12 protein-coding genes are annotated in these 12502 nt (G+C 71.1%); 8 read left to right on the forward strand and 4 right to left on the reverse strand.

From position 1 onward, the window contains the following. The first annotated feature begins 63 nt into the window (after positions 1-63). The 5 genes from era to OG875_RS21910 all read left to right on the forward strand — a co-directional run bounded on the left by era (position 64) and on the right by OG875_RS21910 (position 5976). A complete protein-coding gene (gene era, locus OG875_RS21890) occupies positions 64-1029 on the forward strand; it encodes a GTPase Era (protein WP_443079166.1) in 966 nt (321 codons plus the stop codon). A gap of 513 nt (positions 1030-1542) precedes the next feature. Beyond that, on the forward strand, positions 1543-3354 hold the full coding sequence (gene leuA, locus OG875_RS21895; protein WP_330175920.1) for a 2-isopropylmalate synthase: 1812 nt from the start codon (positions 1543-1545) through the stop codon (positions 3352-3354). A 154-nt stretch (positions 3355-3508) separates the two neighbouring features. Beyond that, positions 3509-4204, forward strand: coding sequence for a TerB family tellurite resistance protein (locus OG875_RS21900; protein ID WP_330175921.1), 696 nt, complete (start codon positions 3509-3511; stop codon positions 4202-4204). Between the two features lie 155 nt (positions 4205-4359). Further along, the gene (gene recO / locus OG875_RS21905; RefSeq protein WP_330175922.1) at positions 4360-5109 is read left to right on the forward strand and encodes a DNA repair protein RecO; all 750 of its coding nucleotides are present in this window, start codon (positions 4360-4362) and stop codon (positions 5107-5109) included. Positions 5110-5121: 12 nt separating this feature from the next. Then, positions 5122-5976 carry an isoprenyl transferase gene (locus tag OG875_RS21910; protein WP_330175923.1) on the forward strand — a complete coding sequence of 285 codons (855 nt, stop codon included), beginning with the start codon at positions 5122-5124 and terminating at the stop codon, positions 5974-5976. Between the two features lie 408 nt (positions 5977-6384). Here OG875_RS21910 and OG875_RS21915 read toward each other — a convergent pair whose 3' ends face one another. The 4 genes from OG875_RS21915 to OG875_RS21930 form a co-directional block, all read right to left on the reverse strand. Continuing rightward, complete coding sequence (locus OG875_RS21915) at positions 6385-6867, reverse strand: Fur family transcriptional regulator (RefSeq protein ID WP_330175924.1); 483 nt, start codon at positions 6865-6867, stop codon at positions 6385-6387. A 42-nt stretch (positions 6868-6909) separates the two neighbouring features. Next, complete coding sequence (locus OG875_RS21920) at positions 6910-7830, reverse strand: metal ABC transporter permease (protein ID WP_330175925.1); 921 nt, start codon at positions 7828-7830, stop codon at positions 6910-6912. A 2-nt stretch (positions 7831-7832) separates the two neighbouring features. Further along, positions 7833-8654, reverse strand: coding sequence for a metal ABC transporter ATP-binding protein (locus tag OG875_RS21925; RefSeq protein ID WP_330177851.1), 822 nt, complete (start codon positions 8652-8654; stop codon positions 7833-7835). Positions 8655-8956: 302 nt separating this feature from the next. After that, a complete protein-coding gene (locus OG875_RS21930; protein WP_330175926.1) occupies positions 8957-9985 on the reverse strand; it encodes a metal ABC transporter substrate-binding protein in 1029 nt (342 codons plus the stop codon). Between the two features lie 141 nt (positions 9986-10126). Here OG875_RS21930 and OG875_RS21935 point away from each other — a divergent pair, with 141 nt between their 5' ends. From OG875_RS21935 to OG875_RS21945, 3 genes are all read left to right on the forward strand, one after another. After that, a complete protein-coding gene (locus tag OG875_RS21935; protein WP_330175927.1) occupies positions 10127-11509 on the forward strand; it encodes a glycine--tRNA ligase in 1383 nt (460 codons plus the stop codon). A gap of 171 nt (positions 11510-11680) precedes the next feature. Next, complete coding sequence (locus OG875_RS21940; protein ID WP_330175928.1) at positions 11681-11896, forward strand: hypothetical protein; 216 nt, start codon at positions 11681-11683, stop codon at positions 11894-11896. Positions 11897-12097: 201 nt separating this feature from the next. Beyond that, positions 12098-12349 (forward strand): DUF6243 family protein, encoded by a 252-nt coding sequence (locus OG875_RS21945; RefSeq protein WP_330175929.1) that lies wholly within the window; start codon positions 12098-12100, stop codon positions 12347-12349. Positions 12350-12502: the final 153 nt, after the last annotated feature.

Raw genomic sequence — 12502 nt, forward strand, 5'->3', positions numbered from 1 at the left:
CCTCCGGTCGCCGTCCGGGCCGACTGGTCGGAGCGGGCGGGACCATCGGGGAGAATGGGCGGCATGAGCGCTCGTACCCCTACGTCTCCCGAGGCGTCCGCCGGACCGTCCGAAGCCCCCCACCGGGCCGGTTTCGCCTGCTTCGTCGGCCGCCCCAACGCGGGCAAGTCCACCCTCACGAACGCTCTGGTCGGCCAGAAGGTGGCGATCACGTCGAGCAGGCCGCAGACCACGCGCCACACGGTGCGCGGCATCGTGCACCGGCCCGACGCGCAGCTGATCCTGGTCGACACCCCCGGTCTCCACAAGCCGCGCACGCTGCTCGGCGAGCGGCTGAACGACGTCGTACGGACCACCTGGGCCGAGGTCGACGTCATCGGTTTCTGCGTGCCCGCCGACCAGAAGCTCGGCCCCGGTGACCGCTTCATCGCCAAGGAACTGGCCGGCATCCGCAAGACGCCGAAGGTCGCGCTCGTCACCAAGACCGACCTGGTCGACTCGCGCGTCCTGGCGGAACAGCTGATCGCGATCGACCAGCTCGGCACGGAACTGGGCTTCGAGTGGGCCGAGATCATCCCCGTCTCCGCCGTCGGCGGGGACCAGGTGGAGCTCGTCGCCGAGCTGCTCGTCCCGCTGCTGCCGGAGAGCCCGCCCCTCTATCCCGAGGGCGACCTCACCGACGAGCCCGAGATGGTCATGGTCGCGGAGCTGATCCGGGAGGCCGCGCTCGAAGGCGTACGGGACGAACTGCCGCACTCGATCGCCGTCGTGGTCGAGGAGATGCTGCCGCGCGAGGACCGCCCGGCGGACAAGCCGCTGCTCGACATCCACGCGAACGTCTACATCGAGCGCCCGAGCCAGAAGGGGATCATCATCGGCCCCAAGGGCAAGCGGCTCAAGGAGGTCGGGACGAAGTCCCGCAAGCACATCGAGGCACTGCTGGGCACCCCCGTCTTCCTCGACCTGCACGTCAAGGTCGCGAAGGACTGGCAGCGCGACCCGAAGCAACTGCGCAAGCTGGGCTTCTGAGCCCAGCCGGACGACGGCGCCCGAAGGCCGGCGCAGCCGCGCGACGCCGGAGCACCCGGGAGGCGCGCCGGGCCCGTCTCGTGCGCGTGCGGCCGAGCGGGCCGGGGCCGTCGCGCAGGCGGGGGTGTGCGAGGCCCGTCTCGTGTGCGTGCGGCCGAGTGCGGGGCCGCTCCGCAGCCCCTCGCGTACGCGTGCCGCGCCGTACCCCGGCCGGGCGGGGAAATGTGTCCGGAGCCCTCGCGTACGCCGGGCGCCTGCCGCGCCGTACCCCCGCCCCGGAAGGGACTATGCGGGCATTTGCCCCGTACCCCCGGTGATCCCGCATACTGATACGGCCCGGCGCGGGCCGGATCGCTCCGCTAGGCTGCTGACATCATGCGTTTCGGGCTGCTTCTCCTTAGCTGCCGCGGTGAGGGTCCGCAGTCGTAGGCCGACCCCCTCCCCGCGGAGTTCGGTGTTGCGGTGTTTCCGCCCCGTCGGCCGTCCCAGCGGACACACGAGGAGCCCTACGCAATGTCTGAGCGCATGTCCCATCGCCCGTCCGATTCGGCGGGCCCCGCGCCCGTCGGCCGCCCCACGCCGCTCACCAACGCGACGCACACCCAGCGGCCGTCCGGGATGCCGATCCACAAGTACCGCCCGTACGAGGCCGTGGACATCCCCGACCGCACCTGGCCGGACAACCGCGTCACCCACGCGCCCCGCTGGCTCTCCACCGACCTGCGCGACGGCAACCAGGCCCTGATCGACCCCATGTCGCCCGCCCGCAAGCGCGAGATGTTCGACCTGCTGGTGCGCATGGGCTACAAGGAGATCGAGGTCGGTTTCCCGTCCTCCGGCGAGACCGACTTCGCCTTCGTGCGGTCGATCATCGAAGAGGGCGCCATCCCCGAGGACGTGACCATCTCCGTCCTCACCCAGGCCCGCGAGGAGCTGATCGAGCGCACCGTCCAGTCGCTCGTCGGCGCCCACCGCGCCACCGTGCACCTCTACAACGCCACCGCCCCCACCTTCCGCCGTGTCGTCTTCCGCGGCACCCGCGAGCAGGTCCGGCAGATCGCCGTGGACGGCACGCGGCTGGTCTCCGAGTACGCCGAGAAGATCCTGGGCCCGGACACCGTCTTCGGCTACCAGTACAGCCCGGAGATCTTCACCGACACCGAGCTGGATTTCGCCCTGGAGGTCTGCGAGGGCGTCATGGACGTCTGGGAGCCGGAGGAGGGCCGCGAGATCATCCTCAATCTGCCGGCCACCGTCGAGCGGTCCACGCCCTCCACGCACGCCGACCGCTTCGAGTGGATGTCGCGCCACCTGTCCCGCCGCGAGCACGTCTGCCTCTCCGTCCACCCGCACAACGACCGGGGAACCGCCGTCGCCGCCGCCGAGCTGGCGCTCATGGCCGGGGCCGACCGGATCGAGGGCTGTCTCTTCGGCCAGGGCGAGCGCACCGGCAACGTCGACCTGGTGACGCTGGGCATGAACCTGTTCTCGCAGGGTGTCGACCCGCAGATCGACTTCTCGCAGATCGACGAGATCCGCCGTACCAGCGAGTACTGCAACCAGATGGAGATCCACCCGCGCCACCCCTACGCGGGCGACCTCGTCTACACCGCCTTCTCCGGCTCCCACCAGGACGCCATCAAGAAGGGCTTCGACGCCATGGAGGCCGACGCCGCCGCCCAGGGCCCGGGGGTGACCGTCGACGATCTCGAATGGGCCGTGCCGTACCTGCCGATCGACCCCAAGGACGTGGGCCGCAGTTACGAGGCGGTCATCCGGGTCAACTCGCAGTCCGGCAAGGGCGGCATCGCGTACGTCCTGAAGAACGACCACAAGCTGGACCTGCCGCGCCGGATGCAGATCGAGTTCTCGCGCATCATCCAGGCGAAGACCGACTCCGAGGGCGGCGAGGTCACACCCGGGGCGATCTGGTCCGCCTTCGAGGACGAGTACCTGCCCAACGCGGACGACAACGCCGCCCGCTGGGGCCGTATCCAGCTGAAGTCCGGCCAGACCACCACCGACAAGGACGGTACGGACACCCTGACCGTCGAGGCGGTCGTGGACGGCGAGGACACCGTGCTCACCGGCTCCGGCAACGGGCCGATTTCGGCCTTCTTCGCGGCGCTGGCCGCCGTCGGTGTCGACGCGCGACTGCTGGACTACTCGGAGCACACGATGAGCGAGGGCGCGAGCGCGCAGGCCGCCTCGTACATCGAGTGCGCGATCGACGGCAAGGTCCTGTGGGGCATCGGTATCGACGCCAACACGACACGTGCCTCGCTGAAGGCCGTCGTCTCCGCCGTCAACCGCGTAACTCGCTGACCTGCGGATTCGCCAACCCCGCCCGCCGAGCCCGGTGGGCGGGGTTCAGCCATGTCGCGGTCACCTGGCGCCCGGGTGATGACGCCGCGTCGTTGCTGTGGTTAACATCACGTCAATGCGGCAAAGTTGCCGAAGCGTGATGGAGGTGCGCGACATGCTCCCAGGCCAGGGATCGAACGGCAGGAAGCTGCGCGTCTGCGGCATTCACACCACGTGGAACACCATCGGGGACGGGGAGTTCTTCTGCCCCGACTGCGGCGGCGACCGCAACTACCGCCGCCGCACCGGCCGTCGGCGCTTCGCCGTGCTCGGCGTGCCCCTGGTGCCGCGCGGCCCGGCGGGTCCCGTCGTCGAATGCGCCGCCTGTCACGGCCACTTCGGCACCGACATCCTCGACCACCCCACCACCGTCCGGTTCTCCGCGATGCTCCGCGACGCCGTCCACACCGTGGCGCTCGCCGTCCTCGCCGCAGGCGGTACGGCCTCCCGTACGGTCCGCGAGGCAGCCGTCTCCGCGGTCCGGGCCGCCGGGATCGAGGACTGTACGGAGCAGCAGCTCACGGAGCTGGTGGAGGCGCTGGCCGCCGACACCGGCCGGTTCCTGATGGACCCCGAGTCCTGCGGCGCGGCGCTCGCCATCGAACTGCACGAGGCGCTGGAGCCCCTCGCCCCGCACCTGGCCGCCGCGGGCCGGGAGTCGATCCTGCTCCAGGGCGCCCGGATCGCGCTCGCCGACGGCCCGTACAGCGCGGCGGAGCGCGATGTGCTCTCCACCGTCGGCGGGGCCCTGCGGCTGCGGGCCGACGACACGGCCCGCCTGCTCGAATCGGCCCGTACGCCCTCGTCCTGACCGGACCCGGTCGGACCGCCCGTACGTCCTCCTCCTGACCGCGCCGGGTCGGCCTGTACGCCCCCTCCTCCTGACCGGACCCGGCGGACACCGCGCGCCCGGACCAAAGGCCGGGCGGGGGACCGGCCCGCTCCCCCGTGCGGGAGAATGGCGCCATGAGCCTGTTCCGCGACGACGGCATCGTGCTGCGCACCCAGAAACTGGGTGAGGCGGACCGCATCATCACGTTCCTCACCCGGGGACACGGCCGCGTCCGGGCCGTCGCGCGCGGAGTGCGCCGTACGAAGTCCAAGTTCGGCGCCCGGCTCGAACCGTTCTCCCACGTCGACGTCCAGTTCTTCGCACGCGGCAGCGAACTCGTCGGACGCGGGCTGCCGCTCTGTACGCAGAGCGAGACCATCGCCCCGTACGGCGGCGCCATCGTCACCGACTACCCCCGCTACACCGCGGGCACGGCCATGCTGGAGACCGCCGAGCGGTTCACCGACCACGAGGGCGAACCCGCGGTCCAGCAGTATCTGCTCCTCGTCGGCGGGCTGCGCACCCTCTCGCGCGCGGAGCACGCGCCCCATCTGATCCTCGACGCCTTCCTGCTGCGCTCCCTCGCGGTGAACGGTTACGCGCCGAGCTTCGACGACTGCGCGAAGTGCGGCCTCGACGGGCCGAACCGGTTCTTCTCGGTCGCGGCCGGCGGCGTCATATGCGGCGACTGCCGGGTGCCGGGGAGCGTCGTACCCTCGCCGGAGGCGGTGCGGCTGCTGAGCGCGCTGCTGACCGGGGACTGGGGGACGGCGGACGCGTGCGAGGCTCGTCATGTCCGGGAGGGCAGCGGGCTGGTGTCCGCGTATCTGCACTGGCATCTGGAGCGCGGTCTGCGCTCACTCAGATATGTAGAGAAGAACTAGGAGCACAAGCGCATGGCACGACGCGGAATCCTGGGCCGGCCCCGCCGCGAGTACAAGGTCCCCGAGCCGCACCCCTCCGGCGCGGTCCCGCCGAGGATTCCCGGCGAGCTGGTGCCCAAGCACGTCGCGTGCGTGATGGACGGCAACGGCCGGTGGGCCAAGGAACGCGGTCTGCCGCGCACCGAGGGCCACAAGATCGGCGAGGGCGTCGTGCTGGACGTGCTCAAGGGCTGTCTGGAGATGGGCGTCAAGAACCTGTCCCTGTACGCCTTCTCGACCGAGAACTGGAAGCGCACGCCCGACGAGGTGCGCTTCCTGATGAACTTCAACCGGGACGTGATCCGGCGCCGCCGCGACGAGATGAATGAACTCGGCATCCGGATCCGCTGGGTCGGCCGGATGCCCAAGATGTGGAAGTCGGTCGTCCAGGAGCTCCAGGTCGCGCAGGAGCAGACCGTCGACAACGACGCCATGACGCTGTACTTCTGCGTCAACTACGGCGGACGCGCGGAGATCGCGGACGCGGCGCAGGCGCTCGCGCGGGACGTGGCGTCGGGCAAGCTCGACCCGTCCAAGGTGAACGAGAAGACCTTCGCCAAGTACCTGTACTACCCGGACATGCCGGACGTGGATCTCTTCCTGCGGCCGAGCGGTGAGCAGCGCACGTCCAACTACCTGATCTGGCAGAGCAGTTACGCGGAGATGGTCTTCCAGGACGTGCTCTGGCCGGACTTCGACCGCCGGGACCTGTGGCGGGCCTGCCTGGAGTACGCGCACCGCGACCGCCGCTTCGGCGGGGCGCTGCCCAACGAGTCGGAAACGTCGGGGGCGTCGGGCTCTGCCGGAGAGCCGGGCGGGGGCGCGTAGCGGAGGGGTACGCCGACGGCCGCCCGCGCGGGTGAGGGCGGCCGTACGGCTCGGGAAGTTCCGCGCGGGCGGGTAAGTCCCGCGCGGGCGGGGCGTGTTCGGTCGGCGGCTCTGGGGGCAAGTCGCGTACGGCTGGGGTGTGTTCGGTCGGCGGGCCGGTGATCCCCGCGCGGGCGGGTGGGGGGTCTTCGCTCGGTCGTGCGGGGAAGTCCCGTACCTCACGGGCGTGTTCGGTCGGCGGCTCTGGGGGCAAGTCGCGTACGGCTGGGGTGTGTTCGGTCGGCGGGCCGGTGATCCCCGCGCGGGCGGGTGGGGGGTCTTCGCTCGGTCGTGCGGTGAAGTTCCCTTACCTCACGCGCGTGTTCGGTCGGCGGCTGCGGGAGTCCCGTGCGCCCGGGGCCCGTTCGGTCAGCGGCCCGGGGTGGTCCGGCCGGGCGGGGTGTCCTGTCCGGTGTCGCAGCCGGGGCCCGCGGCGCACTCCGCGCAGGTGCCGAAGACCTCCACCGTGTGGGCCACGGACACGAAACCGTGCTCGGCCGCGATCGTCTCGGCCCACTGTTCGACGGCCGGTCCCTCGACCTCGACGGCCTTGCCGCACACCCGGCACACCAGATGGTGGTGATGGTCACCGGTCGAGCAGCGCCGGTAGACGGACTCCCCCTCGGTCGTGCGCAGCACGTCGACGTCGCCCGCGTCGGCGAGCGACTGGAGGGTGCGGTAGACGGTCGTCAGACCGACCGAGTCGCCGCGGTGCTTCAGCATGTCGTGGAGCTCCTGCGCGCTGCGGAACTCATCCACCTCGTCCAGCGCGGCGGCCACCGCCGCGCGCTGCCGGGTCGATCGGCCGCGTACGGGGGCGGTGCTCGCCCCACCGCCAGGCGCAGTCGTCACGGGTGCCTCCAATACCTCTGCCCGGAATGCTCGTCCGTCACGTCATTCTGCCAGTTCGCGCCGGGCCGTGGCCTCGTCCGAGGGCTCCCGCACGGCGGGAACGGTCACCCCGTCGCCGGCCGGGCTCTCCGCCACCGCCGCCGAGGCCCGCGCCCGGCGTCTCGCCAGGGGCGTCGCGATCACGGTGAGGACGAGGAAGGCGCCGATGGCCAGCAGGACGATCGTCGCGCCGGGCGGCACGTCCTGGTAGTACGAGGTGACCGTGCCGGCCAGGGTGACCGCTGTACCGATCACCACCGCCAGGACGAAGGTCACGGCGAAGGACCGGGTGATCTGCTGCGCGGCGGCGACCGGCACCACCATGAGCGCGCTGACCAGCAGCAGCCCGACGACCCGCATGGCGACGGTGACGGTCACCGCGGCCGTGACGGCGACCAGCAGGTTCAGGGCCCGTACCGGAAGACCGGTGACCCGTGCGAACTCCTCGTCCTGGCTGACGGCGAACAGCTGCCGCCGCAGCCCCACCGTGACCAGCAGCACCAGGGCCGCCAGGATCCAGATCGCGTCCAGATCGGCCTCCGAGACCGTGGCGAGCGAGCCGAAGAGATACGAGCTGAGGTTGGCGTTGGAGCCGGTGGGCGAGAGGTTGATCAGCAGGACACCGCCCGCCATGCCGCCGTAGAAGAGCATGGCCAGCGCGATGTCGCCGCGGGTGCGGCCGTACGCCCGGATCAGCTCCATCGCGATCGAGCCCACGATCGCCACCACCGTGGCCATCCAGACCGGGCTCGTCGAGAGCAGGAAGCCCAGGCCGACGCCGGTCATGGCGACATGGCCGATGCCGTCGCCCATCAGCGCCTGGCGGCGCTGGACGAGATAGATACCGACGGCGGGCGCGATGACGCCGACCAGCACGGCCGCGATCAGGGCCCGCTGCATGAGGGCGGTCTCGAGGATTTCCATGATCAGGTCAGCAGTCCCGTACGGAGCGGCTCGTCGGCCGAGTGAGAGTGGCAGCCCTGATGCGGCAGGGCCTGGGGGGTGCCGCCGCCGGGCGGCGTGTGGTGCCCGGCGGCGTCCCGCGGCGGCGGGCCGTCGTGCGTCACCCGGCCGTCGCGCAGCACCACCGCGCGGTCGATCAGCGGCTCCAGCGGGCCCAGTTCGTGCAGGACCAGCAGTACGGTCGTACCGGCCGCCACCTGGTCCCGCAGCGTGGCCGCGAGGATCCGCTGGCTGGCCAGGTCGACACCCGCCATCGGCTCGTCCATGATCAGCAGTTCGGGTTCGGCGGCGAGGGCGCGGGCGATCAGCACCCGCTGGTGCTGCCCGCCGGAGAGCGCCCCGACCGCGTCCTTGGCCCGGTCCGCGAGACCGACCAGGTCGATGACGCGGCGGACGACCGCCCGGTCGGCCCGGGAGGGCCACCGGAAGAGTCCGGTACGGGAGAGCCGGCCCGAGGCGACGACCTCGCGGACGGTCGCGGGTACGCCGCTCGCGGCGGTGGAGCGCTGCGGCACGTAGCCGACGCGCGACCAGTCGCGGAAGCGCCGCAGTGGGGTGCGGAAGAGGGTCACCTCGCCGTCGGTGAGCGGGACCTGGCCGATCAGGGAGCGTACGGCGGTGGACTTGCCCGACCCGTTGGCGCCGAGCAGCGCGACGACCTCGCCGCGCCGCACGGAGAGGTCGATGCCGCGCAGCACGGGGCGGGAGCCGAGCGTGGCGGTGGCGCCGCGCAGCGACAGGACGGTGGGGGCGGGGGGCGTCGGTGCCGGGGCGGTGCCGGGCACGGTCCCGGCGTCGTCGTGGGAGTCACGTGACTCACGGGAGCCCTGGGCACCCCCGGTCCCGCTCCCGCTCCCCGTCCCGGACTCGCCCCCGGCCTCGGTTCCCGTCCCGCTCCCACTCCCTGTCCCGGACCCGCCCCCGGCCCCCGTCCCCGCCGACGCCCTTGCCCCGGCGCCGTCGTGGGAGTCCTGGCCCGCCCCGGTGTGCTCCCCGCCCGTCCCCGCCCGCCCGGTCGCCGTCCCCCGCTGCGCGCCCGTCCGTGTCGTGGCCACGTCCCGTACCTCCGTTGCTGCCGTCGGCTGGTTCACTTCGCGCCCAGGGCTTTCTCCAGCGCGGCGAGGTTGGACTCCATGACCTCGACGTAGTCAGCGCCCTTCGACCGGTCGGTGATTCCCTCGACGGGGTCGAGGACGTCCGTCCGCAGCCCGCCGTCGGCCGCGACGGTCTTCGCCGTCCGGTCGCTGACGAGCGTCTCGAAGAAGACCGTGCCGACCTTGTCCCGGGCCGCGATCGCGCGCAACTCCTTGATCCGGGCCGGGCTGGGCTCGGACTCGGGGGAGAGGCCCGCGAGGGACTCCTGGGTGAGACCGTAGCGCTCCGCGAGATAGCCGAAGGCCGAGTGCGTGGTGATGAAGGTCTTGGTCGCGGTGTCCGCGAGGCCGTCCTTGAAGGCGCTGTCGAGGCCGTCGAGGCGCTCGACGAGGGCGGTGGTGTTCTTCCGGTACGCGGCGGCGTTGTCCGGGTCGGCCTTCTCCAGCGAGGCGCCGACGCCCCGGGCGACCTCCGCGTACTTCACGGGGTCGAGCCAGATGTGCGGGTCGGTGCCGGCCTCGCCCTCGCCCTCGTGCCCGTGCTCGTCGCCGTGTCCGGCGTCCTCGCCGTGCGCCCCGTCCTCCCCGGCGTGCTCCTCGCCCTCATGGGCGTGGCCGACCTCCGAGCCGTGCTTCTCCAGCGTCGTGAGGGTGGCGGCGTCGACGGTGTCCGGGACTCCGGCGGCGGCGACGGCCTCGTCGACGGCGGGCTGGATGCCCTTGAGGTAGAGGATGTAGTCGGCCTCGCCGAGCCGGGCGGCCTGCCGGGTGCTCAGTTCCAGGTCGTGCGGCTCGACGCCCGGCTTGGTGAGGGTGGAGACGTCGACATGCGTCCCGCCTATCTCCTCGGCCAGATACTGCATCGGGTAGAACGACGTCACCACCGCGAGCCTGTCGCCGCTCGTCCGGTCGCCGCCCGCGCCGTCGGCCGCGTCGGAGGGGGAACACGCGGACAGCGCGACCAGGCCGAGGGTGACGGACCCGGTGAGGGCGGCGGTGGGTATGAGGCGTCGTACGTTCATGACAGTCATTTTCAACAAAACTGGAAACGATTGTCAACAAGGGCCGCTGAAGGCCACTGCGGGACACCGATTTGATACAGGGGGTGCGCCCGCCGCTAATCTGAAGCATTCGCCGTTCGTCGTCGTAATGAAGAGAGCACCGTGGCCGCCGACAAGATCGACAGCATCGTCAACCTGAGCAAGCGCCGTGGCTTCGTCTATCCGTGCAGCGAGATCTACGGCGGACAGCGTGCCGCCTGGGACTACGGGCCGCTCGGGGTGGAGCTGAAGGAGAACATCAAGCGCCAGTGGTGGCGTTACATGGTCACTTCGCGCGAGGACGTTGTCGGTCTCGACTCGTCGGTGATCCTGGCCTCCGAGGTCTGGGAGGCTTCCGGCCACGTCGCCACGTTCACCGACCCGCTCACCGAGTGCACCTCCTGCCACAAGCGTTACCGCGCCGACCACCTGGAGGAGGCGTACGAGGAGAAGCACGGCAAGGCGCCCGCCAACGGTCTGAAGGACCTCAACTGCCCCAACTGCGGCAACAAGGGCACCTTCACCGAGCCCAAGTCCTTCTCCGGTCTGCTCTCCACGCACCTCGGCCCGACGCAGGACTCCGGCTCGGTCGCGTACCTGCGCCCCGAGACCGCGCAGGGCATCTTCACCAACTTCGCCCAGGTGCAGCAGACCTCGCGCAAGAAGCCGCCGTTCGGCATCGCGCAGATGGGCAAGTCCTTCCGCAACGAGATCACGCCCGGCAACTTCATCTTCCGCACCCGTGAGTTCGAGCAGATGGAGATGGAGTTCTTCGTCAAGCCCGGCGAGGACGAGACGTGGCAGGACTACTGGATGGAGCAGCGCTGGAACTGGTACCGGGACCTGGGCCTGCGCGAGGAGAACATGCGCTGGTTCGAGCACCCGAAGGAGAAGCTCTCCCACTACTCCAAGCGCACCGCCGACATCGAGTACCGCTTCAGCTTCGGCGGTTCGGAGTGGGGCGAGCTCGAAGGCGTCGCGAACCGCACGGACTACGACCTCACCGCGCACTCCAAGGCGTCCGGCCACGACCTGTCGTACTTCGACCAGGAGGCCGGTGAGCGCTGGACCCCGTACGTCATCGAGCCCGCCGCCGGTGTCGGCCGCGCGATGCTGGCCTTCCTCCTCGACGCGTACAACGAGGACGAGGCGCCCAACGCGAAGGGCGTGCTGGAGAAGCGCACCGTGATGCGGCTCGACCCGCGCCTCGCGCCGGTCAAGGTCGCGGTGCTGCCGCTGTCGCGCAACCCGCAGCTCTCCCCGAAGGCGAAGGGGCTCTCGGCGGACCTGCGGAAGAACTGGAACATCGAGTTCGACGACGCGGGCGCGATCGGCCGCCGTTACCGCCGGCAGGACGAGATCGGTACGCCGTTCTGCGTCACCGTCGACTTCGACACCCTTGAGGACGACGCGGTGACCGTGCGCGAGCGCGACACCATGAAGCAGGAGCGCGTCTCGCTGAGCCAGATCCAGGGCTATCTCGCCGAGCGTCTGCTCGGCTGCTGACGCCCGGTGCGGACGACTGCTGAGGTCCGCCGAGGACGTTGGCCGACGCCCGCCGAGGACGGCGGCTGATCACAGTCGTGGCTCGAAGCCCCCGGTTCCGTGACGGAGCCGGGGGCTTCGCCGCAGACTGCTCCCTGGCCGCATTCGACAACAGGAGGCACGGAGGCACCCATGCCGCCCACGACCAGCAGCAAGGTACGCCGATGGGACCAGCACGGCCGTGAGCACGTGGTCCATGTCCGGAAGGCCGGTATGCAGCGGACGTTGACCTGTGACACCTGTGGCTGGAACACCAGGGCGCAGTTCCTGCCGTGGCTCAAGGCGGAGGAACATCTCGGCGAGGCGCACCAGGCGACCGTCGACCCGACGGTGACCGGCGGCGGTTGAGAGCCCGCCGGTGGGGCCGCCGGTGAGCCCGTCGGTGGGGCCGCGGGCGGGGCCCGAAAAGCAGGTGACACGCGCCCTCCGCCCGGTGGTAGCGTTTCGGGCATGTTCTTCCAGATCTACGAGTGAGGACGGGCGGTCACGGCCCGCCTCTCACCGGACGAATCCGCAGATCACTTCCCCCTCACCTATTCGGGAGAACCCGTGGCAAAAGGCCGCAACAACCTTCTCGGCGTGGGCGGACAGCGCAAGAAACTGTCCCGCGACGACAAACAGGGCAACGGCCCCGCTCGGAACGCCGACCGCAAGGCCGCCGAGGACAAGAAGCAGGAGCTCGTGCGGAAGATGCGCGAGCGGGCGACCGGGGCACCCTCCGAGGACGGCGCCGCCGACTCGGCGGACGACACCGCCGGCACGACGGACGGCGCTTCCGGCACGGCGGACGCCCAGTCCTGACGTACCGCCCCCGACGCCTCGTCACTGACGCCCGCAGCCGCACCGGACGGGCACGCGTCGGCGGCACGCGCCGCTGAACCGGCACAGCGCCACGACGGCCCGGACCACGCACGTGGTCCGGGCCGTTCGCGTACGCACCACCCCCGCCACTGC

The organism is Streptomyces sp. NBC_01498, assembly GCF_036327775.1.
Lineage (GTDB): Bacteria > Actinomycetota > Actinomycetes > Streptomycetales > Streptomycetaceae > Streptomyces.